Source organism: Streptomyces sp. NPDC042336 (assembly GCF_055581985.1).
Genome location: NZ_JBVJEA010000011.1, coordinates 45,753 through 70,069 on the forward strand (window position 1 = coordinate 45,753; position 24,317 = coordinate 70,069).

Annotated in this window: 29 protein-coding genes and 1 pseudogene; 10 read left to right on the forward strand and 20 right to left on the reverse strand. The window is 70.0% G+C overall.

The genetic code is table 11. The features are described 5' to 3' along the window. Positions 1-2: 2 nt before the first annotated feature. The gene (locus ACZ6IM_RS23470) at positions 3-719 is read right to left on the reverse strand and encodes a hypothetical protein (protein WP_469558759.1); all 717 of its coding nucleotides are present in this window, start codon (positions 717-719) and stop codon (positions 3-5) included. Between the two features lie 247 nt (positions 720-966). Here ACZ6IM_RS23470 and ACZ6IM_RS23475 point away from each other — a divergent pair, with 247 nt between their 5' ends. Then, entirely contained in the window at positions 967-1,746 is a 780-nt protein-coding gene (locus ACZ6IM_RS23475) for a cobalt-precorrin-6A reductase (protein ID WP_052839353.1), read from the forward strand. Between the two features lie 54 nt (positions 1,747-1,800). On the opposite strand, the gene ACZ6IM_RS23480 is transcribed toward ACZ6IM_RS23475, so the two are convergent. Beyond that, the gene (locus tag ACZ6IM_RS23480; protein ID WP_052839354.1) at positions 1,801-2,445 is read right to left on the reverse strand and encodes a precorrin-8X methylmutase; all 645 of its coding nucleotides are present in this window, start codon (positions 2,443-2,445) and stop codon (positions 1,801-1,803) included. A gap of 147 nt (positions 2,446-2,592) precedes the next feature. Here ACZ6IM_RS23480 and ACZ6IM_RS23485 point away from each other — a divergent pair, with 147 nt between their 5' ends. Further along, positions 2,593-3,003: a four-helix bundle copper-binding protein gene (locus ACZ6IM_RS23485; RefSeq protein WP_052839355.1), complete on the forward strand. Its 411-nt coding sequence runs from the start codon at positions 2,593-2,595 to the stop codon at positions 3,001-3,003. Positions 3,004-3,030: 27 nt separating this feature from the next. On the opposite strand, the gene ACZ6IM_RS23490 is transcribed toward ACZ6IM_RS23485, so the two are convergent. From ACZ6IM_RS23490 to ACZ6IM_RS23500, 3 genes are all read right to left on the reverse strand, one after another. Beyond that, entirely contained in the window at positions 3,031-3,489 is a 459-nt protein-coding gene (locus tag ACZ6IM_RS23490) for a DUF4396 domain-containing protein (RefSeq protein ID WP_469558762.1), read from the reverse strand. Between the two features lie 41 nt (positions 3,490-3,530). After that, the gene (locus ACZ6IM_RS23495) at positions 3,531-4,751 is read right to left on the reverse strand and encodes a cation:proton antiporter (RefSeq protein ID WP_469558764.1); all 1,221 of its coding nucleotides are present in this window, start codon (positions 4,749-4,751) and stop codon (positions 3,531-3,533) included. Between the two features lie 204 nt (positions 4,752-4,955). Continuing rightward, entirely contained in the window at positions 4,956-5,414 is a 459-nt protein-coding gene (locus ACZ6IM_RS23500) for an arsenate reductase ArsC (protein ID WP_052839580.1), read from the reverse strand. Between the two features lie 82 nt (positions 5,415-5,496). Between ACZ6IM_RS23500 and ACZ6IM_RS23505 the strand changes: the two genes are divergently transcribed. Then, a complete protein-coding gene (locus ACZ6IM_RS23505) occupies positions 5,497-5,805 on the forward strand; it encodes an ArsR/SmtB family transcription factor (protein ID WP_052839358.1) in 309 nt (102 codons plus the stop codon). After that, a complete protein-coding gene (arsB, locus tag ACZ6IM_RS23510) occupies positions 5,802-6,920 on the forward strand; it encodes an ACR3 family arsenite efflux transporter (protein ID WP_052839359.1) in 1,119 nt (372 codons plus the stop codon). Before ACZ6IM_RS23505 ends, arsB begins: the two co-directional genes overlap by 4 nt. Position 6,921: 1 nt before the next feature. On the opposite strand, the gene ACZ6IM_RS23515 is transcribed toward arsB, so the two are convergent. Then, positions 6,922-7,323 (reverse strand): ArsR/SmtB family transcription factor, encoded by a 402-nt coding sequence (locus ACZ6IM_RS23515; RefSeq protein WP_469558768.1) that lies wholly within the window; start codon positions 7,321-7,323, stop codon positions 6,922-6,924. 108 nt (positions 7,324-7,431) lie between these two features. Here ACZ6IM_RS23515 and ACZ6IM_RS23520 point away from each other — a divergent pair, with 108 nt between their 5' ends. Beyond that, entirely contained in the window at positions 7,432-8,742 is a 1,311-nt protein-coding gene (locus ACZ6IM_RS23520) for an NAD(P)-binding domain-containing protein (RefSeq protein ID WP_052839360.1), read from the forward strand. 111 nt (positions 8,743-8,853) lie between these two features. Here the strand turns inward: ACZ6IM_RS23520 and ACZ6IM_RS23525 are convergent, their stop codons facing one another. The 9 genes from ACZ6IM_RS23525 to ACZ6IM_RS23565 all read right to left on the reverse strand — a co-directional run bounded on the left by ACZ6IM_RS23525 (position 8,854) and on the right by ACZ6IM_RS23565 (position 16,871). Beyond that, complete coding sequence (locus ACZ6IM_RS23525) at positions 8,854-9,222, reverse strand: MmcQ/YjbR family DNA-binding protein (protein ID WP_052839361.1); 369 nt, start codon at positions 9,220-9,222, stop codon at positions 8,854-8,856. Continuing rightward, positions 9,219-9,605 carry an MmcQ/YjbR family DNA-binding protein gene (locus ACZ6IM_RS23530; RefSeq protein WP_052839362.1) on the reverse strand — a complete coding sequence of 129 codons (387 nt, stop codon included), beginning with the start codon at positions 9,603-9,605 and terminating at the stop codon, positions 9,219-9,221. Before ACZ6IM_RS23530 ends, ACZ6IM_RS23525 begins: the two co-directional genes overlap by 4 nt. A gap of 898 nt (positions 9,606-10,503) precedes the next feature. Continuing rightward, complete coding sequence (locus ACZ6IM_RS23535) at positions 10,504-10,884, reverse strand: nuclear transport factor 2 family protein (protein WP_052839363.1); 381 nt, start codon at positions 10,882-10,884, stop codon at positions 10,504-10,506. A 301-nt stretch (positions 10,885-11,185) separates the two neighbouring features. Further along, positions 11,186-11,695, reverse strand: coding sequence for an Ig-like domain repeat protein (locus ACZ6IM_RS23540; RefSeq protein WP_361460897.1), 510 nt, complete (start codon positions 11,693-11,695; stop codon positions 11,186-11,188). Positions 11,696-11,904: 209 nt separating this feature from the next. Continuing rightward, positions 11,905-12,921: an IPT/TIG domain-containing protein gene (locus ACZ6IM_RS23545; RefSeq protein WP_469558774.1), complete on the reverse strand. Its 1,017-nt coding sequence runs from the start codon at positions 12,919-12,921 to the stop codon at positions 11,905-11,907. Between the two features lie 174 nt (positions 12,922-13,095). Continuing rightward, entirely contained in the window at positions 13,096-13,842 is a 747-nt protein-coding gene (locus ACZ6IM_RS23550; protein ID WP_469558777.1) for an IPT/TIG domain-containing protein, read from the reverse strand. 903 nt (positions 13,843-14,745) lie between these two features. Continuing rightward, complete coding sequence (locus ACZ6IM_RS23555) at positions 14,746-15,534, reverse strand: protein kinase family protein (protein ID WP_469558780.1); 789 nt, start codon at positions 15,532-15,534, stop codon at positions 14,746-14,748. Between the two features lie 114 nt (positions 15,535-15,648). After that, complete coding sequence (locus ACZ6IM_RS23560) at positions 15,649-15,861, reverse strand: hypothetical protein (protein ID WP_052839367.1); 213 nt, start codon at positions 15,859-15,861, stop codon at positions 15,649-15,651. Beyond that, positions 15,858-16,871, reverse strand: coding sequence for a radical SAM protein (locus tag ACZ6IM_RS23565; protein ID WP_469558783.1), 1,014 nt, complete (start codon positions 16,869-16,871; stop codon positions 15,858-15,860). Before ACZ6IM_RS23565 ends, ACZ6IM_RS23560 begins: the two co-directional genes overlap by 4 nt. 292 nt (positions 16,872-17,163) lie before the next feature. Here ACZ6IM_RS23565 and ACZ6IM_RS23570 point away from each other — a divergent pair. Together ACZ6IM_RS23570 and ACZ6IM_RS23575 are read left to right on the forward strand one after the other, a co-directional pair. Beyond that, positions 17,164-17,319: pseudogene (locus ACZ6IM_RS23570) on the forward strand (site-specific integrase); the annotation flags it as partial. A 204-nt stretch (positions 17,320-17,523) separates the two neighbouring features. After that, complete coding sequence (locus tag ACZ6IM_RS23575) at positions 17,524-17,904, forward strand: thiol-disulfide oxidoreductase DCC family protein (RefSeq protein ID WP_052839368.1); 381 nt, start codon at positions 17,524-17,526, stop codon at positions 17,902-17,904. 52 nt (positions 17,905-17,956) lie between these two features. Here ACZ6IM_RS23575 and ACZ6IM_RS23580 read toward each other — a convergent pair whose 3' ends face one another. The 3 genes from ACZ6IM_RS23580 to ACZ6IM_RS23590 form a co-directional block, all read right to left on the reverse strand. Further along, entirely contained in the window at positions 17,957-19,051 is a 1,095-nt protein-coding gene (locus ACZ6IM_RS23580) for an HTTM domain-containing protein (protein ID WP_052839369.1), read from the reverse strand. Then, a complete protein-coding gene (locus ACZ6IM_RS23585; RefSeq protein ID WP_052839370.1) occupies positions 19,041-19,658 on the reverse strand; it encodes a DUF5819 family protein in 618 nt (205 codons plus the stop codon). Before ACZ6IM_RS23585 ends, ACZ6IM_RS23580 begins: the two co-directional genes overlap by 11 nt. Before the next feature lie 242 nt (positions 19,659-19,900). Further along, positions 19,901-21,052: an ice-binding family protein gene (locus ACZ6IM_RS23590; RefSeq protein ID WP_469558787.1), complete on the reverse strand. Its 1,152-nt coding sequence runs from the start codon at positions 21,050-21,052 to the stop codon at positions 19,901-19,903. Here ACZ6IM_RS23590 and ACZ6IM_RS23595 point away from each other — a divergent pair. From ACZ6IM_RS23595 to ACZ6IM_RS23605, 3 genes are all read left to right on the forward strand, one after another. Then, positions 21,024-21,155 carry a hypothetical protein gene (locus ACZ6IM_RS23595; protein WP_308293441.1) on the forward strand — a complete coding sequence of 44 codons (132 nt, stop codon included), beginning with the start codon at positions 21,024-21,026 and terminating at the stop codon, positions 21,153-21,155. The two genes, ACZ6IM_RS23590 and ACZ6IM_RS23595, sit on opposite strands and share 29 nt — an antisense overlap. A 346-nt stretch (positions 21,156-21,501) precedes the next feature. Further along, positions 21,502-21,933: an Asp23/Gls24 family envelope stress response protein gene (locus ACZ6IM_RS23600; protein WP_052839372.1), complete on the forward strand. Its 432-nt coding sequence runs from the start codon at positions 21,502-21,504 to the stop codon at positions 21,931-21,933. A gap of 38 nt (positions 21,934-21,971) precedes the next feature. Further along, on the forward strand, positions 21,972-22,199 hold the full coding sequence (locus ACZ6IM_RS23605; RefSeq protein ID WP_052839373.1) for a hypothetical protein: 228 nt from the start codon (positions 21,972-21,974) through the stop codon (positions 22,197-22,199). Positions 22,200-22,212: 13 nt separating this feature from the next. Here ACZ6IM_RS23605 and ACZ6IM_RS23610 read toward each other — a convergent pair whose 3' ends face one another. Both ACZ6IM_RS23610 and ACZ6IM_RS23615 read right to left on the reverse strand, forming a co-directional pair. Further along, positions 22,213-23,085: a helix-turn-helix domain-containing protein gene (locus tag ACZ6IM_RS23610; protein WP_052839374.1), complete on the reverse strand. Its 873-nt coding sequence runs from the start codon at positions 23,083-23,085 to the stop codon at positions 22,213-22,215. A 295-nt stretch (positions 23,086-23,380) separates the two neighbouring features. After that, complete coding sequence (locus tag ACZ6IM_RS23615) at positions 23,381-24,007, reverse strand: hypothetical protein (RefSeq protein WP_469558792.1); 627 nt, start codon at positions 24,005-24,007, stop codon at positions 23,381-23,383. Between the last annotated feature and the right edge of the window lie 310 nt (positions 24,008-24,317).

The window sequence follows — 24,317 nt, forward strand, 5'->3', positions numbered from 1 at the left end:
GTTCAGTTCCCTTCCCGCATGTCGGCCGCGGTGATGACGCCGCCGCCGACCGTGTAGGTGCCCACGTACGTCGTCTGCGTGCCGTCGGTCTCCCAGGCCACGACCGTGACCGAGACGTAGTCGCCGGACGTGCCGGTCACGGTGAGGTCGTCCCGCTGGGTCGTGGCGAAGCCGGCGACGAAGGTGTCGTAGTCCTGGTTGAGGTTCTTGCCGCCCAGCTCCCACGCGGCCGCGAAGTCGCGGTTGTTGATGGCGTCGAAGTACGCCGTCACGGTCGCCTCCGGCCCGGTCTCGTCACTGGTGGCCCCGTCGGTGGCGGAGTCGGTGGCCGTGTCGTCCGTGGCCGTGTCGTCCGTGGTGCCGTCGTCGTACGTGTCGTCGCCGTACGTGTCGTCGTCCCAGGGGTAGGTGTCTCCGCCCGTCAGGCCGCTGGTGCCGTCGGGGTCGGTGCCGTCGCCCGAGGTGCCGTCGTCGGTCGTGCCGTCGTCGGTCGGGTCGGACCCCCAGCCCGGGAGCGCTCCGCTGCCGTAGAGCCCGTCGGTGGCGGGTGCCCCGTCGTCCGGGCCGGTCGTGGCGAGCACGACGGCCAGCACGACTATGAGGACGAACGGGATCGCGATCACGGCCAGGGCCTGGTTGCGTACGGGGCCGGGCGTGAGTGCGAGCCCCGGTGCGGGGTAGGAACCCCGGGCGCCGGACGGGACGCGGGTACTGCTCATCTGTCACCTCATTGCCGCCGGTATCCGGCCGGGCGGATACGGCACGCGCCCCCGAGTGGGCCGATGTGCCATGTGCATCGACCGATCCGACCAGTGACGGCGCTTCCGGAACCAGATTTCCGGAGTTCCGATGCGCTTCCGATCGTCTTCCGGTATGGCCCGGACACGCGGGGAGCACCGTGGAGCGGAGGGTGTGCTTGGGTCGACGCGACCGCCCGCGAGAACCCCAGGAAGGGAAGGCTCTGCCGTGCACGTGCTGATCCTCGGCGGCACCACGGAGGCCCGCCGCCTCGCCGAACTGCTGGCAGCCGGTCCGGCGGGACCGGCCGGACCGCTCCCGGGGCTCCGCGTGACGACCTCGCTGGCCGGCCGGGTGGCCGCGCCCAGGACACCGCCGGGCGAGCTGCGCGTCGGCGGTTTCGGCGGCGCCGGAGGACTCGCCGCCTGGCTCAGCGAACACGCGGTGGACGTCCTCGTCGACGCCACGCACCCCTTCGCCGACACCGTCAGCCGCAACGCGGCACACGCCGCCGCGACCGCCCGGGTCCCCCTCCTCGCGCTGCGCCGACCCGGCTGGCGGCGGGGCGAAGGGGACGTCTGGCACGAGGCCGGTTCCCTGACGGAGGCCGCCGCACTGCTGCCCGCGCTCGGCCGGCGCGTCTTCCTCACCACCGGCCGCACGGGCCTGGCCGCCTTCGCCGGCCTGACCGGCACCTGGTTCCTCGTACGGTCCGTCGACGCGCCCGAGGCGCCCTGTCCGCCCCGCATGGAGGTGCTGCTGGACCGCGGCCCCTTCACCCTCGACGGGGAGCGCGAGCTGCTGCGCCGGCACCGGATCGACGTCCTGGTCACCAAGGACAGCGGGGGAGCGGCCACCGCACCGAAGCTGACGGCCGCCCGTGAGGCCGGGCTGCCCGTGCTCGTGGTGCGCAGGCCCCCGGTGCCCGAGGGAGTGCGGGTCGTGCCGGAACCCGAACAGGCGGCCCGGTGGGTCGCGGAGGCGCACGCGAGGCGCTCACCGCGCTAGAAACCGTGCGCGACGCCGCTCCGTCGGGTCACGTACGACCCGCCGTCCCGCGGCTCACTCCTCCTCGCGGGCGATCGCGTTGACCGCGGCGGCGGCCATGGCGCTGCCCCCGCGACGCCCCCGTACGACGAGGTGCTCCACACCCGAGGGGTGGGCCGCCAGCGCGTCCTTGGACTCGGCGGCACCGACGAAGCCGACCGGTACGCCGATGACGGCGGCCGGGCGGGGCGCCCCCGCGTCGATCATCTCCAGCAGCCGGAAGAGCGCGGTGGGCGCGTTGCCGACGGCGACCACGGCCCCCTCCAGCCGGTCGCGCCACAGTTCGAGCGCGGCGGCGCTGCGCGTGGTGCCGAGCCGGGCCGCCAGCTCGGGGACGGCGGGGTCGGACAGGGTGCACACGACGTCGTTGTCCGCGGGCAGCCGCGCGCGCGTCACACCGCTGGCCACCATCCGTACGTCGCACAGCACCGGCGCACCGGCCTTCAGGGCCTCGCGGGCGCGGGAGACGACGCCGGGGGTCCAGGACAGGTCGCGGACCAGGTCGACCATGCCGCAGGCGTGGATCATCCGGACCGCGACCCGGCCGACGTCCGCCGGCAGGCCGGAGAGGTCGGCCTCCGCGCGGATGGTGGCGAACGACTGGCGGTAGATGGCCGCGCCGTCCTTCTCGTACTCGTACTCGCAGTCGTACGGGCTCACGGTGCTCTTCTCGCTGCTCTCGGTCGGCGGACGGCGGCCACGGCGGCGAGCTTACCCACGGAGGTCCGGCGGCGGTTTGTGGTGCCTCGCACGGTGAAACCCGGCAGGCACCGAGACGTACACGCGAGCGGAAGGGGAGCGGCCACCATGACCACCACCGTCAACGACCTGCTCCGTACCTACCCGGCCGGCCTGGGCGGCGTGGACCGGGACGCCATGGCCAGGTGCATCGAGGAGTGCCTCAGGTGCGCCCAGGCATGTACGGCCTGCGCCGACGCCTGTCTGTCGGAGAGCACGGTCGCCGATCTGACCAAGTGCATCCGCACCGACATGGACTGCGCCGACGTCTGCGGCGCCACGGCCGCAATCCTGTCCCGGCACACGGGCTACGACGCCAACGTGACCCGGGCCGTGCTCGAGGCCTGCGTGACCGTCTGCGGGGCGTGCGGCGACGAGTGCGCCCGGCACGCCGGTATGCACGAGCACTGCCGGGTCTGCGCCGAGGCGTGCCGCGGCTGCGAGCAGGCGTGCGAGGAACTGCTCGCCGGCCTGGGCTGAGACCGGCGCGCAGCGTGCCGGGGGCGGTCAGTGGTAGGCGTGGACGACGGCGTGGCCCTTGCCGCGGCCGATCATCCACCTGTTGACCGGCGTGGTGATCACGAACGCCACGGCGAAGCCGCCGAGCAGGGAATACCAGAACAGCCCGTCCGACAGGTGCGCGTCCATCGCGCCCGGAACGAGGGCGACGATCCCGTTGTCGACCAGCTCCATCACGGCGATGGAGACGGTGTCGGCGGCCAGTGCCACCTTGACCGCGGCCTTCATGGACACCCCGGCGCGCACGACGGCGAACAGGGTGAAGGAGTAGCCGAAGACGAAGGCCAGGGCGATGGCCAGCACCATGGTCGGCACGTTGCCCCACATCAGGGCGGTGCCGATGACCATGCCGAGGATCTCGCCGACGGCGCACCCGGTGAGGCAGTGCAGCGTCGCCCGCATCGCGGTCGCCCACGTGGTCCCGTGTTGGTGCGTGCTGTGGTCCATGACCCGGACTATATACCCCCCTGGGGTATCAGGTCCAGAGGTCACCAGGCTTCCGAGTCCCTCGCCCCGCCCGCCAGCGGGGCCGCCCCGGCCGTCCGGTCCGTGGCCCGCACCCGCGCGGCGATCAGCGGGAACACGAGTACGGAGACCATCGCGGCACCGACCAGCGAGGCCGCCAGGTCCGTGTCGATCAGCTTCTGGTCGACACCGATGGCCGTGATGGCGACGACCAGCGGCAGGCACGTGGAGGTGAACAGCGCCAATGCCCCCCGGTCCCTGCGGCTCAGGTCCCTGGGTGCGAGGACGTACACCGGGATGCCGTGCACCAGCAGGAAGAGCAGGAGGAAGCCCGGCACCAGCAGCAGGGCGCCCGGGTCGTGCAACAGCGCGTCCAGGTCGAACTCGATGCCGGTGACGACGTAGAAGAGGGGCACGAGGAAGCCGAAGCCCATGGCCTCCACCTTGCCGAGGACCTCCCCGCTGCTCGCGGGCGCGGCCCGGTGCAGTACGAGCCGGGTCAGCACGCCGGCGGCGAACGCGCCCAGCAGCACGTCGAGGCCGAAGACCTCGGCGAGGCCCAGCATGCAGGCGAGCAGCAGCATCACGAACCGGACCGCGAACTGGCCGCTGCTGTGCAGGGTCAGCTCGGTCAGCCGGGCGAACCAGGGCGGCCTCGGGCGCAGCGCCCAGAACACGGCGGCGGCCGTGATCGCCCCGAACGCGGCCAGCAGCGCCGCCGACTCGGCCGGCCGGCGTCCGCTGAGCAGCAGCGCCACGGCGATCACCGGCCCGAACTCGCCGACGGCGCCGAACGCCGAGATCACCGTCCCGAATCGCCCGCGCAGCTCGCCGCGGTCCCGCAGCATCGGCAGTACGGTGCCGAGCGTGGTGCTGGTGAGGGCGGTGCCGACGACGAAAGCCTCGAAGACGTCCCCGCCGCTGACGAGCAGCGCCAGCGCGATCCCGGCGGCCAGGGCGACCGGCCAGGACCACAGGGCGCGGCGCAGGGTGTCGCCGCGGGCGGCGGCGAAATCGATCTCGTAGCCGGCCAGGAAGATCAGCATGGACAGACCGAGGTCGGCCAGCGTGTCGACGACCTCGCCGGGACGGGCCCAGCCGAGCACGTCGGGCCCCATCAGGATGCCCAGGACGATCTCGAAGATGACCAGCGGGACACGGACCCGCCGCCCTGTGGCGTGGACGAGGAGCGGCGCCAGGACCGCGGCGGCCATGATCAGGACGAGGGTGCCCGGGTGGCTCACGAGACACCGCCGTGCGGCGGCCGGACCACTGAGCGCCGCCCACGCCGAGGACCCGCGTTCCGTGCCATCGACGCTCCCTCGCGAACGGCGTGCCGGGACGGGCCGCCGCGGCACCCGTCCCCCGCCACTGTCACCCGCGGGTCGGGCCGGGACTACCGGGCGTACGCCGGAAGGAGGAGCGGAACACCGCTCCGTCGGCGCGGGTCAGCGGCGTCCTCCGGGCCCCTGCGCCCGTGTCTTCGACGCGCCCTCGGCGTCGATCTCGGCGATGAGGGCGGCGACGCGGGTCCGGATCTCGTCGCGGATGGCGCGGACCGCTTCGAGGCCCTGGCCGGCCGGGTCGTCCAGCGTCCAGTCGAGGTAGCGCTTGCCGGGGAAGACCGGGCAGGTGTCGCCGCAGCCCATCGTGACGCACACGTCCGATTCCTTCACCGCGTCCACGGTGAGGACCTTGGGGATCTCGGCGGAGATGTCGATGCCGACCTCGGCCATCGCCCCGACGGCGGCCGGGTTGACCTCGGTGCCCGGTGCGGAGCCGGCGGAGCGGACCTCGACGCGGTCGCCTGCCAGGTGGGTGAGCCAGGCGGCGGCCATCTGGGAGCGGCCGGCGTTGTGGACGCAGACGAACAGGACGGAGGGCTTCCTGCCGGATTTCTCGTGCATCGGGGTGCTCTCGTCTCGCGGTCCGTCGTGGGTGTCGGGCATCCGCCGGCATCGGCGAACAGTGATGTGAAAGTATCAGCCCATGCTGACTTCAGTCGATCCTGATGTGATCCGGGCGCTGGGCGATCCGCTCCGGCTGCGGATCGTGACCCTGCTGGCGCGCGAGACGCTGTGCACCACGCACCTGGTCGAGGAGACCGGGGCCAGGCAGACCAACCTGTCCAACCACATGAGGGTGCTGCGCGAGGCCGGGCTGGTGGAGACCGAGCCGTGCGGCCGCTACACCTACTACCGGCTCAAGCCCGAGGTCCTGGCCGGCCTGTCCGGGCAGTTCGGCGAGCTCGCCGCCTCCGCCCGCACGGCCGCCGGGAACAAGAGGGCCTGCCCGTGACCCCCACCGAGCCCACCACGACGCCCGTGTCCGACGCCGGGGACTCCTCGGTCGTCGCCAAGCTCTCCACCCTCGACCGGTACCTGGCGGTGTGGATCCTGCTCGCGATGGGCCTCGGCCTCGGGCTGGGCCGGGTCGTCCCGGGCCTGGGCGACGTACTGGCGGAGGTGGAGCTCGGTGGGATCTCCCTGCCGATCGCGCTCGGCCTGCTGATCATGATGTATCCGGTCCTGGCCAAGGTCCGCTACGACCGGCTCGACGCCGTCACCGGCGACAAGAAGCTCATGGTGTCCTCGCTGGTCTTCAACTGGGTCCTGGGGCCCGCGGTGATGTTCGCCCTGGCCTGGACCTTCCTGCCCGACCTGCCCGAGTACCGCACCGGTCTGATCGTCGTCGGCCTGGCCCGCTGCATCGCGATGGTGATCATCTGGAACGACCTCGCCTGCGGCGACCGCGAGGCCGCCGCCGTGCTCGTCGCCCTCAACAGCGTCTTCCAGGTGATCGCGTTCGGCCTGCTCGGCTGGTTCTATCTCGACCTGCTGCCCGGCTGGCTGGGCCTCGGCGACGGGGAGCACCTGGACGTCTCCATGGGGAAGATCGCCCTGAACGTGGTCGTCTTCCTCGGCATCCCGCTGCTGGCGGGTTTCCTCACCCGACGCGTCGGCGAGCGCCGGGTGGGCCGCGAGAGGTACGAGCGGAAGTTCCTGCCGAGGATCGGCCCCTGGGCGCTGTACGGCCTGCTCTTCACGATCGTCGTCCTCTTCGCCCTCCAGGGGAGGACGATCACCTCGCAGCCCTTCGACGTGGCCCGCATCGCGTTGCCGCTGCTGCTCTACTTCGCGGTGATGTGGTTCGGCGCCTTCGCCCTGGGCAAGGCCGTCGGCCTCGCCTACGACCGAACCGCCACGCTCGCCTTCACGGCCGCCGGCAACAACTTCGAGCTGGCCATCGCGGTCGCCGTCGCGACGTTCGGCGTCACGTCCGGCCAGGCCCTCGCCGGCGTCGTCGGCCCGCTCATCGAGGTCCCCGTCCTCGTGGCGCTGGTCCACGTCTCCCTGGCCCGGCGCCGGACGTTCACGGCCGCCCGGCCGAGTCACCGCGGTCCGGGCGGCTGACTCACCCGCGCAGGTCGAGCATGGCGGCCATGGCCGCCACCACGGACGGCGCGACCCGGTAGTAGACCCAGGTGCCGCGCCGCTCCGAGGTCAGCAGCCCGGCTTCGCGCAGCTTCTTCAGGTGGTGGGAGACGGTCGGCTGGGAGACGCCGACGTCGGCGATGTCGCACACGCAGGCCTCGCCCCCCGGGTGGGAGGCGACCTTGGAGAACAGCCGCAGCCGCACCGGGTCGGAGAGCGCCTTGAACATGGCGGCCGTCCGCTCCGCGTCGGCCGGGGACAGCTCCCCGGCCGTGATCGGCGGGCAGCAGGGCACGACGTCGGCGTCCTGGAGGACGGGCAGTTCCACGGCCTCTTGTTTCTCGACGGCCTCTGGTTTCTCCATGGCCTCTGATTTCGACATGCGTCTATGTTGACACCCGTCGATGCAGGTGGCAATCTCCGTTGTATCGACAGGCGTCGAATCAAACTTCGTGCGCCGCCCTTCCGCCTCCAGAGGAGACCGAGCACGATGAGCACCCCGCAGCTGCCCGTGATCATCATTGGCGCCGGTCCGGTCGGACTGGCCGCCGCCGCACACCTGGCCGGGCGAGGCATCGAGCACCTCGTCCTGGAAGCGGGCGACAGCGCCGGCGCGGCCGTCCGGGAGTGGAGCCACGTACGCCTGTTCTCCACCTGGGGCGAGGTCGTCGACCCGGCCGCCGAGAAGCTTCTCGCCCCCACGGGCTGGACCCGCCCCGACCCGGCGACGTACCCGTCCGGCGGCGACTGGACCGAGCAGTACCTGCGGCCGCTCGCCGACGTCCTCGGCGAGCGGGTCCGCACCGGTGCCGCCGTCACCGGTGTCTCCCGGGCCGGACGCGACCGGATCGTCGACGCCGGCCGGGAGCAGCAGCCGTTCGTCGTGCACGTCGAGAACGCCGACGGCCGCGAGGAGCGTATCCACGCCCGCGCCGTGATCGACGCCTCCGGTACGTGGGCCACGGCCGGCCCGGCCGGCGGCAGTGGCCTGCCCGCGCTCGGCGAGAGGGCGGCGGCCGACCGGATCACCTACCGCGTACCGGATCTGAAGGACCCGGCCGTCCGCGCCCGGTACGCGGGCAGGCGCACGGCCGTCATCGGCTCGGGCGCCTCCGCCTTCACCGCGCTCGCGTACCTCGCCGAGCTGGCCGAGTCCGAGGGCGGTGCGGGCACGCACGCGGTGTGGATCCTGCGCCGCGGCATCTCCGGCTCCACGTTCGGCGGCGGCACCGCCGACCAGTTGCCCGCCCGCGGCGCCCTTGGCCTCGCCGCGAAGGCCGCCGTCGACAAGGGGCACGCGGACGCGGTCACCGGCTTCCGCACCGCGGAGTTCGAACGCGACGCCGACGGACGCCTCGTCCTGGTGGGCGAGGACGGCCGCCGCCTCGACCCGGTCGACGAGGTCATCGTCCTGACCGGCTTCCGCCCCGACCTGTCCTTCCTGGACGAGCTGCGCCTGGGCCTGGACGAGCGTCTTCAGGCCCCGGTGGCACTGGCCCCGCTGATCGACCCGAACCAGCACTCCTGCGGCACGGTCTACCCGCACGGCCACCGCGAGCTGTCCCATCCCGAGCAGGGCGTCTACCTGGTCGGAATGAAGTCCTACGGCCGCGCTCCGACCTTCCTCGCCATGACCGGCTACGAGCAGGTGCGCTCCGTGGCCGCCGCGCTCGCCGGCGACCTCGACTCCGCGGACCGGGTCGAACTCACCCTCCCCGAGACCGGGGTCTGCGGCGGCGCGGGCCTGTTCGACACCCCCGGCACCCAGCAGACCGACGGCGGCGGCTGCTGCGGTTCGTGACGGCCTCCCACCCGCGACTCCGGGCGACAAGGCGACGAGACCGACCCTGACGATGGTGTCTTCGCCGGCAGGCGCCGGCTCGCCCGTTGCCGGCGGGTGCGCCTGGATTGATCACCGGGGGTCGGGGCGGTCGCGTCGCGGCAAACGGTCGACGACCAGGTCGTAGGAGTCCTCGACCATGTCCGTGACCAGCCCCTTGGTGATGCCGGGGCCGGGCCCGAGCGTGATCCAGTGGCGTTTGTCGAGGTAGCGGCCCGGCGTGACGGAGGCGTAGTGCCGCACGTGGGCGCGGGCGTGTTCGGGGTCGCACTTGACCGTGATGATCTGCTCGTCCGGGTCGTCGGTGACGATGAGGAACACTCTGCCCGCGACCTTGTACACGTCGAGCTGGGGGGTGAAGGGGCGCCCGTGGCTGACGTCGGGCAGGGCGAGTGCCGCCTTACGGGCGGCGTCCTGGAGCCGGTCGCCGACCGCGCTCACCGGGACGCCCGCGTGCCGCCGGCGTAGGTGTGCGGGTCGACCGGCCGCTCGGCCTTGGGCAGGTGGGCGACGACGAGCCGGTAGGACTCGGTGACGAGCTCCCGGACGAGGGACTCGTCGACACCGTCCCCGTCCTCAAGCGTGATCCAGTGCTTCTTGTTCATGTGGTAGCCGGGGGTGATGTGGCTGTTGTGTTGCCGCAGGGCGAGGGCCTCGCCGGGGTCCGCCTTGAGGATCACGACGGGCCGCCCGGGGACCTCGGTCATCAGCATGAACACCTTGCCGCGCACCTTGAAGACCTCCCAGTCGTCCCCGAAGGGATGATCCGGCTCGGCTCCGGGAAGCTCCTGCGCGCAGTCGGCGGCGGTCCTGTGCAGAGTCATGGGGCGTCGTCCTTCTCGGGTCGGTGGCGGACCGCGGCGCTGAAGACCGCGGAGTACCCGCCCCGCGGTCGCGCCGGCACCACTCATCCTTGCCCTTAAACCGCCGAAAAGGGCGGCAGGTGGCGGCCACATGGTGGTCGGCAAGCGACATCCCGCTCCTCACCCCGGGGGGCGTTCGCGGCCCGGGAGGGCGCGACCGGCCCGTGACCGGCGCCCGTGCCCCGGCCACCCGACGGCCCTCCCCGGCACGGAAAAGGGCGAGGCCCGAAGACCCCGCCCACGATCACCGAAACCCCGGCTCAGGGCCACACCAGGCAGTACGGCTGGTGCCCCGCCTCATGCAGCCGGTGCGAGAAGTCCTGCCACTCGTGCAGCGATTGGGGGCGGGAGGGCGCTGAGCTGGTTCTTCTCGGCGAAGTGAGCGTTGACCTGCGGGAACTTGTCACGGTAGTTCTCACGGGTCAACGCCGATTCCCAGGCTCATGTGCCCTGGATGTGCCCTGCCCTGGCTGCGAAACCGTGCCCTCTCACCGACATGCGGTCGGCGCCCCTAGGAAGGGCCCACGGGTCGGCGAACCGGACGATGGTTCCCTCGGGCGGTCCCGCGGCGGACTGCCCACGCAGGTACACGTCGCGGCCGAGGCCGGTGACGGGCACTGGCGTTCGCCCTCGTCGCTGGTCAGGACGGCGATGCACCAGCGCCGGGGAACGGGGCGTACTCCTTCCGCGCGATCCGCGAGTGCTTGCTGAGAGGCGTACGGCAACGCAGCATGGTGGAGCAGTACATCAACCGTGTTGCGTCGCCACCTGCTGCGAGAGGACCGCGACCATCTTCCTCACCGGACTTGAGATCACGGGCACCTTCCTCTTCTCCGCCCGCTGAACAGAACTAAACCGCCTAGAACATGGTGTTGTCGTTCTTGGATGTGGGCGGGATGACCTGGAGGACGTCCCAGTGTTCAACGATCTTGCCGTCGGCGTCGAAGCGGAAGATGTCGATGCCCGCGTACTCCTCGTCGGGCCAGGTCTGGTGGCAGTGCAGGATGACGTGGTTGCCGTCGGCGAAGGCACGCCTGTATTCGACGCGCTTGCCCGGATACTCGGCGGCCATGCGCTCGAAGTAGTCGATGAACGCCTGCTTGCCGTCGCCGACGTGCGGGTTGTGCTGGATGTAGGTGTCGCCAGCGTACTGGTCGATGGCCTCTGCGGGGCGGCATTGATTGAACATCAGGTCGTAGAACGCCTTGGCAGCGGCCTTGTTCTGCTCCGGGTCGTTCATGAGGCCAACGTAGGGCCGACATCCGGGTGCGGCACGGTGAGTGCGTCGAGCAGGTGATCGGGCGCCGGCGAAGGACCTTTCGCCGTTCCGGTACACCGTCCAGCCGGACTGTGCCGAGCGTACTGGGAGCGGGGCCGCCATCTGCTGTGGAAAATCCGGATGCGGACGACCGGGTGCAAGCCGTACGGGCTCAGGCGGTATCGCCACCGTTACGAGACGATCGCGACCATCTACTTCGCCGGACTCCACATCCCGCGCGCCCTCGGCCGGTCCGCCCGCCGAGCAGAACGGAACCGCCTAGCTAGCGCTGGTGCCGCTGGTCATGGGACTTGTATGTGTATGAGTTGTTGATGGTGTTGGTGATGTCGCCGACGTTGAAGTTGATCAGGCCGCCGCAGGCCAGAAGACAGAGGCCGGGGGTCGGGCCGGGGGGTGTCGGGGCTGCGGTGACCTGGACGGTCGTGGTGCTGTTTGAGGCGTCGCAGTCGGCGTTGCCGTTGTAGGCGGCGGTGATGGTGTGGGTGCCGGTGGTGGTGAAGGCGGCGGTGTAGGTGGCCTGGCCGTTGGCGTTGACAGGCACGGTGTCGAGCAGGTCACTGCCGTCGAAGAATGTGACGCCGAGGCCGCCGGTGGGATCGGAAGGGCAGTCGACTGTGGCCGCCAGTTGCACGGGGGCGTTCACCTCGGTCGACTGAGGGTTGGCTGTCACCGTGGTGGTCGAGGGTACGGCCCAGGCGGGTGAGGCGAGCCCCAGTGTGGCGGCCAGGGCTGCGGCGACGACCAGTCGCGCTCTACGTGGCGTGATGTGCACCGTTCGGTTCCTTGCTTCCGTTTCCGGTCCGCAGAGTGCGGGTGCCGTGGACCCTCACGCTATGGCGGTCGCTTCTGCCTTCCTGGGACGCGGCGCTGATAAGTAGCCTGGTCGGATTAGCGGCCTGCGCCGCTCGCCGGGCGGCCATGCGAGGGAACCGAGCGGATGCTCGCGCAGGGTGTGAGGCTGTTGTCCCTCCGGTCGCCGGGTCAGATACCGGGCGTGGCGGTTCGTGTGTAGGAAAGCCCGGGGCTGATGCCGCCCGCCGTGGTGACCGATACCGTGACCGGACCTGGGGCGCCTGCGGGTGCGACCGCGGTGACCTGCGTGTCGGACACCACGGTGAACGAGGTGGCCGTGCTCCCGAAGGTGACAGCCGAGGCAGTGGCGAGGTTCGTGCCGGTGAGGGTGACCACGGTGCCCGCTGATGCCGGGCCGGTAATGGGAACCAGTGCCGACAGCGTGGGCGGGGCGACGTAGGCGAAGGCGACGGGGTTGCTCGTGCCGCCCGGCGTCACCACCGTGATCGGCGCGCTGCCTGTCCCCGGAGGAGCGGAGGCCGTGATCTGAGTCGCCGACACCACGGTGAAGGAGGCCGCATTGATGGAGGCGAAGAGCACGGCGCCGGCGTTGAGCAGGTTGCTTCCGATGAGTGTGACCACAGTGCCGCCGGCCGTCGGGCCCTGGGCGGGGCTGCCGCTGTGGAGAGCGGGCGGCGCTGCGTAGAAGAAGTAGGCGTCCGGGGCGCTGGTGCCTCCCGGCGCGGTCACGGCCACCGCGGCGGCCCCGGCGACGCCGGAGGGGGAGACAGCGGTGATCTGGGTGGCTGAGTTCACCAGGAACGACGTGGCCGGGACTCCCGCGAAGGTGACCGCCGTAGCTCCGGTGAACCCCGTTCCCGAAAGGATGACAGTGGTGCCGCCGGCCGTCGGGCCGCTGGCAGGCGTCACCCCCGTGATCTGGGGGACCTGCGCGACAACGTAGGTGAATGTCACCGAGTTGCTGGTCCCGGTCGGATGGATGAGCGTCACTGCGGCCGCACCGGCGGCGCGGGGTGGGCTCACAGCCGTGATCTGGGTGGCCGAATTGACGGTGAAGGAGGTGGCGTTGGTGCTGCCGAAGCGTACGGCGGTGGTTCCCGTCATCGCCGTGCCGGTGAGGGTGACGACGGTGCCCCCGGTAGTGGGCCCCTGTGTGGGGTTGATGGTAGTGATCGTGGGCGGCATGAAGGTTGCTCCAATGGCAGCCTGGGTGAAGCCCGGGCCGACGAGGGCGCCGGCCCGGGCTGGGAGTCACCGCACGGGAGAAGCCGGAGACTGTCCGCCCGGCACGGGTTCCCCCGCTCGAACGGTGGGCAGGGCTGCCGCCCGATGTATGCCGGGCGGCAGCGGGGGTGCGGGTCAGATGCCGGGGCCGGCGACGTAGGTGAAGGCGTCGGCGGCTGTGTCGGATCCGGCCGCGTTGGTCACCACCACGTCGACGGCACCGGCGGCGCCGGGCGGGGTCACTGCCGAGACCGTGGTGGCGTTCACCACGGAGAACGGCGCCGGGGTGCCGTCGAAGGTGACCGATTCGGTGGTGTCGAGGTTGGTGCCGGTGATGGTGACACCGGTGCCGCCCGACGTCGGTCCGGAGGCAGGTGCGACGGTGGTCACGGTGGGGACGTCCACGTAGGTGTAGGACAGACCGTTGTTCGTCCCGCCCGCGGTGGTCACGCTCACCCCCACGGGGCCGGCCGCCGCTCCTGCCGGCACGGTGACGGTGAGCTGGGTGTCGGAGACGACCGTGGGTGTGGCGGTGTTGGCGCCGAAGGCGACGCTGGTGGCCGTCGCCAGTCCGACACCGTTGAGGGTGACCGTGTTGCCGCCCGCCAGCGGGCCGGAGGTCGGGCCGACCGAGGACTTGAACGGTGCTCCTACGTAGAAGAACGGGACGGGGTTGCTGGTTCCGCCCGCGGTGGTCACGGTGACTCCGACGGTGCCGGTGCCCGACGGGGACACGGCCGTGACCTGGGTCGGAGAGACGTTGGTGATGCTGGTGGCCGGCCTGGTGCCGAAGGTGACGGCGGTTGTGCCGGACAGGTTCGTACCTGTGATCGTCACCAACGTACCGCCGCCGGTGGATCCCTGGTTCGGAGAGATGGGCATGGAGAGACTCCTCGCTGACAGGAACAGACAGGGCGCAGCGAAACCGTGAGCTTTGGGAGCCGACCTTCGCGGAGGAGTTGCACGCAAGAGCAGACGACTGAAGAGTGCCGCCGTGCCGAGGGGCTTCGCTCGGCGCCGCACAGGAGAAGAACCGGCACATGCCGCCCTTGATCGTGATCCCCGGTCTTGGGATGGGCGGCCCGCCGGTTCGCTATTTCAAGTACCCCACACGCGCTACTCTTTGACAAGACGTCAATCGCATAATTCCGTCGGCAGCGGGGCGCGGGCAGACCTGCGTACCACCGGCGTGCGCCTTGAGCCCTCCCCTTGCGTGAGCAAAGACCAGCCGGCACCGCACGCGATGCCGGCTGGCCATCCAACCCCTCCGGGGTGCCCATCGCGGTCCCGGCGGAGCCGCTTACCTCCCCACGTGTGAAGGGCTGCAACTCGCACCGTTGCCACGCTCCCCGAACGGAACGGGCTGCCCTGGTTGGATATGCCCAGTAACGCAGGATCGCGGCATATGCCTCAAGCCTCAGAGCTCGGTGTCACCTGATCGGAGTAGCGCCGATCCTCGTTCCGTGAGCTCTACTCAACCAGTCTGGAGATTGAGTCAGTTGGGACGACAGGCAGATGCAGGTTCTCGCGGATCCCTTCGGTCGGCTGCTGCGGGGCGCCACCAGCCCTGCCCGGCGCTGTCCACCACATGCGCGCGACTCGCGAGCACGGTGTCGTCGGCGCGTTTTCCTGGACCGCCTCGGTGCCAGGAAACAGACGCTTTGCCACTGTCCTGACCTGGTCGCTGTGTTCCTCCCTGCTCCCGGTAGGACGTCGGCGTTGACAGTGGTCCGACCCGTAGCCCCGAGTGTGCCCTCGCAGGGCTGGACACCGGCTGCAGTCCCTTTACGTTGGCTGGTTCCCGATGACCTGGGCACGTAGGTGGACATGGAAGGCGACCGCGTGGCCGGCCATCGAAGTCTTCCAGGGCGCGGCATCGATGCGGGAGATCTCCTCCCACACCGCGGCGTTGGCGGCGGCGAACGCGACCTTGGCCTCCGCTGGTGCGGTGCGCCAGGAAGGGAAGCGGCGGGCGAAGGCGTCCGCCTCAACGAGCGTGTGTCCGGCTTCGAGCAGGCGCAGGATGAGGATGGCGGGATCGATCCAGGCCGCGCCGCGTGTGGGCCAAGCCCAGTCGATGATGTGGGCGCGGTCGTCCACGAGCACGTTGTGCGGGGCGAGGTCGGTGTGCAGGAGGGTATCGCCAGAGAAGAGGGCGGCAGTTCCGGGCGGGGCGTAGGCGGCCCAGCGCTGTTCGGCGTCCTTGATGGGAACGTCCGTGGGAGCGGTGGTCTCCTGGAGTTCCGCAAGAGCCGCAGCGACGAGGGGCAGGTCTGGGGAGCCCGCGCTGTAGTCGGCGTGCCGTCCCGGGAGGACTTCGTATCCGAGGAGGTCCCAGCCGGCCGTCTCGATGTGCCAGTACAGGCGGGGGCATGCACGGGGGAGGTGTGGGCTGATTGCGGCCTCTCGATGCTGGGCCGGGGCCTGTGGGTGGTCGGTGGGGATGCCCTTGACGAAGACCGGGTCGTGATCCGTTTCGAGGAACGCGGCGATGCCTGAGTTCAGCCCTCCGTCGGCGGTGCGGGCGGCGTGGACGGGGCCCGCCTTGTCGGCGATGGCCTGGCGTGCCTCCACGGGAGGTCGTGGAAGTGGCGGCGGATCATGGACACGGCGCAGTTCCTCGGAGAAGGCGACGGGCTGCCCCGGCCAGCGTACGGCCGGGGCAGCGTGCCGGAGCGGAGCCCCGGTCTAGTAGGGCTGGTCGTCGCCGGCCGAGCAGCTGCACCCGGCGGACTCGGCGACGTCGACGTCCAGGTCGCCGATGATCCGGAACGTACCCTCAGGGACCGGGGGCGCGGAGATGGGCACGGGCAGGGTGCCGGTGGCCTCTGTGGGCGGGCGCAGGCCGATGGTGACCGGGACTGGTGCGGGTCGGGCCAGGGTGGCGCTGGTGGGAGTCATGCTCCGTAGCCTCCGTGTTGGCAGTAGAGCGATCGGTTGTCCCCCGCCTCCTGGTGGAGCTTGGCCAGCGGCCGGCATGTCCTGCAGGTGCCGATCTTCGAGCAGCCGGAGCATCCACCGGTGCGGAGCTGGAGGGACTCGGCGATGCCGCCGAGTCGGGGGAGGGCGGTCAGGCCCTCGGTCATGAGGTTCACGCTGGGATCGCGGCCGATCTTGCAGACCGAGGCGATGCCGTGCGGGTCGACGTGGAAGAAGGTGCGGCCGGCGTTGCAGCCGGTGAAGAAACGGCGGGCGCGGACGTACTTCTGGGCCTGTGAGGCGAGCGGCTTCGCCTCTCCGTCGATCGTCGGGGACATGTTCGTGAAGACCTGGTACGGGAAGCCCCAGCGGTCTTCCACGAGGCGGACCATGTCGTCCGCCTCGTGGGCGTTCTCCTCGGCGACGATGATGTTGATGCGGACGGGCAGTCCCGCCGTGCGGGAGGCGTCCAGGCCGCGGGTGAACCGGTCGAAGGCGCCGCGGTTGCGGGTGACGGCGTCGTAGGTCTCTCCGGTCGCTCCGTAGAGGCTCACCGTCAGCCGGTAGGGCCGCAGTCGGACGAACAGCTCCTGCATCCTCACTTTGTGGAGCTGACTGCCGTTCGTCGAGATCTGGATCACCATGCCGAGTCCGGTGGCGTACTCGTACGCGGCGGCGAACTGCGGGTCGATCAGGGCCTCCCCGCCGGTGATCTGGAGCCACAGGACGCCGGCATCGCGCAGCATGGTGAGCAGGCGCGTTTTGTCGTCGCAGTCCAGGCACTCGAACCGCTTCTCGCCGAGGTAGCAGAAGCCGCAGTCGTGGTCACAGCCGAGGTTGATCTCCCATGCCGCCTTCACGTACCCGTAGGCGGAGCGTTCCCGGACAAGGAGGGTTTCCCACAGGGGCCCGGTGGGCACGGGCATCTGCCATGCGGCCGTGGTCGCCTCGGCGAGCCAGGCCGGGGCCGACCGGTCCTCGGTGACCGCCATGCGCAGTTCCTCGAATCGGGACTCGGGGAGGGCCAACCCCCTGGCGTGACCGGGTCGGAGGAGGAGGTACTACTGGCCCAGGAACGGGCTCGCGATCAGTTGGTGCACGTTGCCTCCATGTCGTCTGGCAGGGGGTGGGGCGGGTCCGTGCAGAGGTGGAGTCGGGGGAACTCCTCGGACCCGCCCCGCTCACCGGCCTCCTGTCCTTCGGTTGGCCGGCCGGTGAGGCAGGAGGGCCCCGACGCCGGGATCTACGAGGCAGTGGCCAGATCGTTGAGCAGCTCGTCGAGGCGTGGACGCGGGGGAGAGCATCAAGGCGCTCTCCGAATACCTCGGCCACTCGGACCCGGGCTTCACACTCCGGACGTACACGCATCTTCTTCCGTCCAGCGAGAGTCGAACCCGGAAGACGATCGACGACGCCTTCACCGAAGCCGAAGCCGAAGCGTAAAGGGCGGCGACCCGACCTCCGCTCAGGGCACATCGGTGCCCCCGGTCGATCAACGGGCCGTGGCCGTCTCAGACCCCACCCGCTGCATCGCATGCCTGAGGCACGAAAACCCAGCCGCGTCGGCTCGTGACGATGAACCGTCGGAAGCGCCATGGGGCGGCCTGCCCTGGCCGACTGCCCTGGTGAGGCAGGATTGCTGCCATGCGGACCCGACCTGTGCTGGTTTACGACGGTGATTGCCGATTCTGTACGACGTCAGTCACCCTCCTCGAACGCCTGCTACGACCCGACTGCTCCATCACGCCGTGGCAGTTCGCTGACCTGGCCGCTCTGGGCGCCACTCAGGGTCAGGCCGAGTACGAGGCCCTGTGGATCACGCCCGACGGGACCGTGCACGGCGGTGCGCAGGCGGTGGCCAGGCTGTTGCTGCGGGCAGGCAAGGGGTGGGCCGTTCTCGGCGCGCTGCTCACCCTGCCGCCGTTCCGCTGGGTCGCGCACGGCGTCTACCGGATCGTCGCGAACAACCGCGACCGCCTGCCGGGCGGAACCGCGGCCTGCGCCCTCCCTGCAGGCCGTCGCTGACGGTGGCCCCGGCGGACCGTCGGTGTCATCCCTTCCGCCCTTCCGCCGACCGTCACCGCAGGTGCACGCCGAGGCTCCCGGACTTGACCTGCGGAGGCACGGTGCCACTCCCGGCCACCCCGGTCTCTCCGCGGGGCCGCGGCAGCCGTAGGCCGAGCCGCCGTGCCGTACTGCGCCCCAGGCGGGGCAGTGAGGTGTAGAAGCGGTCGGGCAGGAACACGGCGTCCGCGATGATCATGGCGCCCGAGAATACCGGCAGCCCCAGCAGGACCGCGATGCCGGCGTGCATGCCCAATAGGACTGCGAGGACGGGGTACTTGAGCCTGCCGAACAGTACGAACGGGAAGGCGACCTGGGTGAGCACGGTCAGGTAGCTGATGGCCGCGATCGCGAGAGGGTACTGGTCCAGGAAGAGGGAGAGCGCGGGCCAGGGCTGGAAGAGTTCGAGGTGCAGTACGTAGTGGAGTGCCGTGCCGTCGGCCCAGTACGATCCCTGGACCTTGTACAGGCCGGCTGATCCGTACAGGAAGCAGACCTGGGCCGCGATGATGAAGACACCGCAGTTGTGCACCACGGTGGTCAAGGTGACGCGGGCGTCACGGAGTTGCCGAGCGGTCGGGCCGGGACTCTTCGCTCGGGTCGCCGCACCGGCCGCGCGAGCCGCCCTGCGCCGCTCGCGGCGTGCGTCCAGGGACCAGTGTCGGCCGCACGCGGTGAGCACGAGGTAGAGGGACATCAGGAGGACCAGGTTGTCGCCTCCGTCCGTCATGAAGATCGACCGTGAGTGGAACGACGTCACCACGACGGCGAACACGATGGACGTGGCCCGGGTCCGCCAGCCGAGCATGAACAGCGCGGACGTCACCACAGCCATCCCGTAGCACAGCTCGAAGTAGGCGCGGCTGTCGGACAGGAGCAGGAAGCTGTACCACCCGGTCTGGTCGAAGAGCTGCGCGGCCAGCGCGGGAGTCCATGGGGAGTCCGGCCCCCAGATCTCGTGGCGGTGCGGGAACTCGCGGAGCAGGAAGACCAGGTAGAGCAGTCCGTAGCCGATGCGCAGCACCGACGTGGCGTACAGGGATACCGGCCGGCCGGTGACGAGCGCGATCGCCGCGGCTGGGAGCTTGCGCAGCTGCTCACTTGCCATGAGAGGTCACCTTCCACCAGGGCAGGAGTCGGTTCTCGACAGGTTTCGGTGGGCTGTCCGCTGCGTTGGAGCCGGGCGCCGCGACGGGGAGAGTGATGACTCGGAGCTGGATGAAGTCGATGTCGCGGACGCTGTCGCCGCGGTGTTCGGCGATGCGGTCCGAGGCGATGTTGTTCATGTATTTCTGGAGCATGACGGCCCGTTCCGAGCGTGCGGTGTCGTCCTTCCCGTGCGTTTCGGCGTAAGCGGCCCAGGCGCGTCGCAGCAGATTCTGCGCCGTGTGGCTGGGAAACGCCTGGTGTTCGATGGCCTCACTGTCCACGGCTGACAGGTCGAACCAAGGACTGACCTGCATCGATCCATCGGGGCCGGCGTGCGCGGTTCTCGCCAAAACCTGTCGGTTGACGGAATCGGGATTGGGAGCGAAAAGCCGCCAGTTCTGTTCGAAGAGGGGGTAGACCCATGCGTCGATCTGCTGGCTGTATCGCCGAGAGACGGGGTTGGGCGGTGCGACGTGGAAGAAGACGAGGACGACGTGGACCAGAGTCACGGCCAGGCAGAGGAACACGGTCGCATGCAGGACCGTTTTCAGTAGTCGTACGGCCACCGGCCGTGATCCGGAAGCGCCCGCTTCGTCGTGGCATTCCCGCGGCGGACCGGAGTCGCACTGCCCGAGGTCCTGCACATCCACTGGTTCGATTCGGCTGGACACCGCCCACCTTGCCTTCATGTCTTCTGCCCGCGATCGGTATGCATCTGGAGACGCACCGGAGGCGCGCTGCGGAATCGATGTGATTCCGCAGCGCGCCGTCATCCGGTGAAGGGACTCATCGCAGCTCGATGGGCTGTCTAGCCCTTGGCGTCCTCGTGTTCCTCGGTCTTCGGGGCGTCGCCGTAGCCGTAGCCGCCGGGGAACTCGTCAGATCCCATGCCGTAGCCGTGATCCGGCTTGCTGGGCATTCCTCCGTGCTCCTTGCCGGGCTTGCCGCCCTCGTCGTGACCCTCTCCGTGGCCACCACCGGGCTTACCGCCATGGTCGTCCCCGTGGCCGGGCCCACCGGGCTTGCCGTCGTGGCCGCCGGTGGCGTTGCCGGCGGTGTTGCCCGAGGTGTTTCCAGCGGTGACGTTGTTGCCACCGGTGTTCCCTGCGGTGTTGCCCGCCGTGTTGCCGGCGGTGTTGCCGGAGGTGGACCCCACGGTGCCCCCGCCGGTGACGAGCGGCCCGCCCAAAAGGCCGCCACCGATCAGTCCGACGGTGGTGCCGGTCGTCGTACCGGTGGTGGTCCCGGTCGTCGTGCCCGTTGTGGTCCCGGTCGTCGTGCCGGTGGTGGTCCCGGACGTGGTGCCGGAGGTCGCGCTCGAGCAGCTGCCCGGGAAGATCCTGTTGTTGTCGAGCGTCACGGCGCCGTTGCGGGCGAGAGCCCGACCTTCGATGTTCGTCCCCGTGGTCACACTGATCGAGGTGAGAGCCATGAGGGTGCCCACGAACGTCGAGTTGGTGCCGAGCGTGGCCGAACTTCCGATCTGCCAGTACACGTTGCACGCCGAGGCGCCGTTCGTGAGCAGCACCCGGCTGGAGGAGGCCGTCGTCAGCGCCTCGGGGATCTGGAAGACCCAGACGGCGTTCGGGTTCCCGCCGGCGTCCAGGATCAGGTCACCGGTGAGGCCCACACCGGACGAAGCGGTGTAGACGCCGGGGAGCAGGGTCTGACCGGCACCGATTCCCGCCGCGAGGGCGAAGTCGGTGGCCTGGCTCGCGGCGTTGTTGTATGCCGTGACGAGGTCGCTCTTGGCGTTGTTGGCTACCTGGTCCGCCGCGTGCACGGCACCGAGTACCTGGCCCGGGGGGAAACCGGAGATGGCCGTCCCCGGACTCACTCCGAGATCCTGACTGAGGAGTGACGGTCCGGTGTTGGTGACCTCGGAGCCTGCCAGAACCGAGAAACTGGCAGCTGTGCCGAGGGGGACGGGCGTGGCGATCGCCTCGGCAGGTGTCGGCACGACGGCGACCATCACGGCGGCAACCGTCGCAGCGAGTCCTGTGGTCAGCCATCCGGTCAAAGAGCGGCATCTGGCCGCCCGGGGGATCTTCAGCTTCATTTGAGAGGCCATTTCCTGTGGAGGGGCCGTGAGCTACCGGGACTTCTTTCTGCCCGGGAAGCTTGAGAATTGATGGAATATTACGCAGAAATGTGCCCGAGGAGGATTGATTGCGGGCGGGTCGTGCCCGGTTGAAGATTAGGAACCCCAATGCGCGCAAGTATTCTGCAATTAATATTTACGTCGGCGGGGTTGGCTGACGGGAAGCGCGGGATTTGATTTATTTCGCGGCGCGACGCGGTCCGTGTTGAGGGGTGGATGGGTGCCCGATGCCGGTTGGAGCAAAAAGTACGAAAGGCGTACATTTGAACGAGAGTGCCGTGTGGGCCTCGTGAGGGAGGACTGTCCCGATGACTGAGAACACCGGCGTCAGGCGTGGTGGAGCGCCCGGGTCTCGCGGCCGGACGACCATCGCGGATGTAGTGGTGGCGAAGATCGCCGGAATGGCGGCGAGGGACGTGCGCGGCGTCCATGCCCTGGGCAGCGGATCCGCCCGCGCGATGGGATCCATGCGGGAACGGGTGCCTGGTGCCGGGAGCGGCCGGTCCGCCACCCGCGGAGTCAGCGTCGAGGTCGGAGAGCTGCAGGCGGCCGTTGATCTGGAGATCGTCGTCGACTACGGCTTCCCGATCACGGACGTGGCCGGTGAGGTGCGCGAGAACGTGGTTTCGGCCGTGGAGCGGATGGCGGGTCGGGAAGTCGTCGAAGTCAACATCACGGTGAGCGACGTGAAACTGCCCGATGAGGAGGAAGAGGAGGAAGAGGGGCAGCGCGTCCAGTAGTCGAGGTCGAAGGGCCGGCGTAGGCGAAGGAGCGCGTGATGAGCAGAGCCATGGTGGGCCTGATCACGGGAATGGCCCTGGGTTTCGCCGCCTATTTCGGGGACGCCTGGGCGTTCCTGCTGGTCCTGGGGCTGGGCGCCGTCGGTCTCGCGGTCGGGCGGTTGATGGAGGGCGACCTTGAGCCGGGCGAGCTCGTCCGCCGCCGGGACCGGCGGGAACGGATCCGTGACGACCGGCGTCGGAACCGCGGGGACTGGCGGCGGTGAGCCGGGGAACCGCTCAGGGCCGCTTTACCGCGTCGATGTATCCCTTGATGACGTCGTTGATGAGTCCGCGCGTTCGGTCAGGACTGAGAGCCTGGGCCTGAAGGTGGTCGTACAGCACGCTGTAGTGCTGCACGTCGGACGGCTTCTCCAGGCAGAGATCGCTGGTGTGCCGGTCCAGGCACACCACCCCAGCCTCCGACGTGTCGGTGAAGCGCAGGATGGAGAACTGTCCTGACATGCCTGGGTGGGCCCCTGCCGTGTAGGGGAGAACCTGCACCGTGATGTGCGGCTCGGTGGCAAGCACGTTCAGGTGTTCCAGTTGCTCCCGCATGATGTCGGGGCTGCCGACCATGCGGTGCAGCATCGATTCGTCCAGGACGGCCCACAGACGCAACGGGCGAGCCGGGTCGTAGATCCGGTGCTGACGGCGCAACCTCACGTTGAGGTGCGCGGCCGCCTCTTCTGCGGTGAGCCGGGGAATGGTTTCCTCGATGACCGTGGTGGCATAGGCGGGGGTCTGCAGCAGCGCGGGGATGACTAGGGACTCGTAGGTGTGGAGGGAGGCGGCGTCCGTCTCCAGGGCGATGTAGACGCTCTGGGGGATGTCGCCGTAGGAGTGCCACCAGCCGTGCTGTCCGGACTCCTGAGCCATCCGCATGAGGGAGCCGACGACCTGCGGGTCCGACACCCCGTAGATGGTGCACAGATCGCGCACATCACGGGGTTTGATGGCGCGGTTGCCGTTCTCCATATGACTGATCTTGGGCTGGGAGACCATGAGGCGTTCTGCCACCTCGGAGCCCTTCAGCCCACTGGCCTGGCGAAGCCGACGCAGCTCGGCTCCCAGGCGGCGTCTCCTGACGGTGGGGTTGGCGTTCGCCGTCACGAGCGGGCTACCTCCTGCTCCAATTCGTCGTGCCGGCCCGTAGATTTCCAGATCCAGGGCTTGTGGAGCGAGTGCCGTGCCGTCCTGCTCCGGGACGGCCGAAAATGGGATCTGCCCGCGTAATGTGCCGCACAGGCGAAGCCGACGGCGCCCTGCCCACCACCCGGACTCCACCTCGGCAGCCCCCTGGCAGGACCGGTGTGCCCTCAATGTGCCCTGGCCGCCTGACGCCCCCTCCCCGGCAAGCAAAAGGGCGAGGCCCGAAGACCCCGCCCGACCCTCACGAAACCCCAGCTCAGGGCCACACCAGGCAATAAGGCTGATGCCCCGCCTCGTGCAGCCGGTGCGAGAAGTCCTGCCACTCGTGCAGCAGTTGGTACACGTTGAACGCGTCCCGTGGGCCGCCTCGGTCCGGGACCGTGGACCATATGAAGGCGGCCGCGCCGACCGCCTCCTCGCCGATGCCGCGCAGGGGGTCGACGACCGTCATCGGGAGCTTGACGACCGCGTAGTCGGGGTGCAGGACGACCAGCTCCAGCGGGGGGACCTTGTGCAGGGGGACGCCCTCGATGCCGGTGAGGACCATGGCGGCCATGGTCTCCGGCTTGATCTTGGTGAACATGCCGTTCATCCCGAGCTCGTCGCCGCCCAGCTCCTCGGGGCGCATCGAGATCGGGACGCGGGCCGCGGTCGCGCCGTCGGGCGCGCCGAAGTACTTGTAGGTCACCCCCACCCGACCACCATTCCTGCTCCCCGCCCCCAGCCGGCCGGCCCGCCCGTCGAGCCGGTCGGCCTCGCCCGGTGTGCCGTGTGTCTGACGTGCTTCGGACGCTTCCTCCGCCTCGCGTCGGTGCCTTCCCCGCCGGGCACGTCGAGGACCCAGGTCATCGGTCCCCTCGCCCAGTCCGCCACCGCGATGCATATCTCCACCCGACTGCTTTTCTAGGACGCGTGGCCCCCGCCGCGCAACCCGATCATCGTGTCAGTGACCTCCCCCACGGCCGCTCGCCGAAACGTGCGGCGAAACATATGTACGTCATATGTCCGTCGCGCGTTCGCGGGACGGCCGGGAGCCGCGCCCGCGCCGTCCCGGTGAGCTGCGTGGATGGGCTCCAGTCTGGCAGACGGCACGGCGTTCGGGGCGGTTGTCTACCCTTGTCGAAGTCACCCTGGGCAACCTGGGGCCGCGCAGGGTCCGATACGTCGGAGAAGGTCGAGAAGGTCGGAGAAGT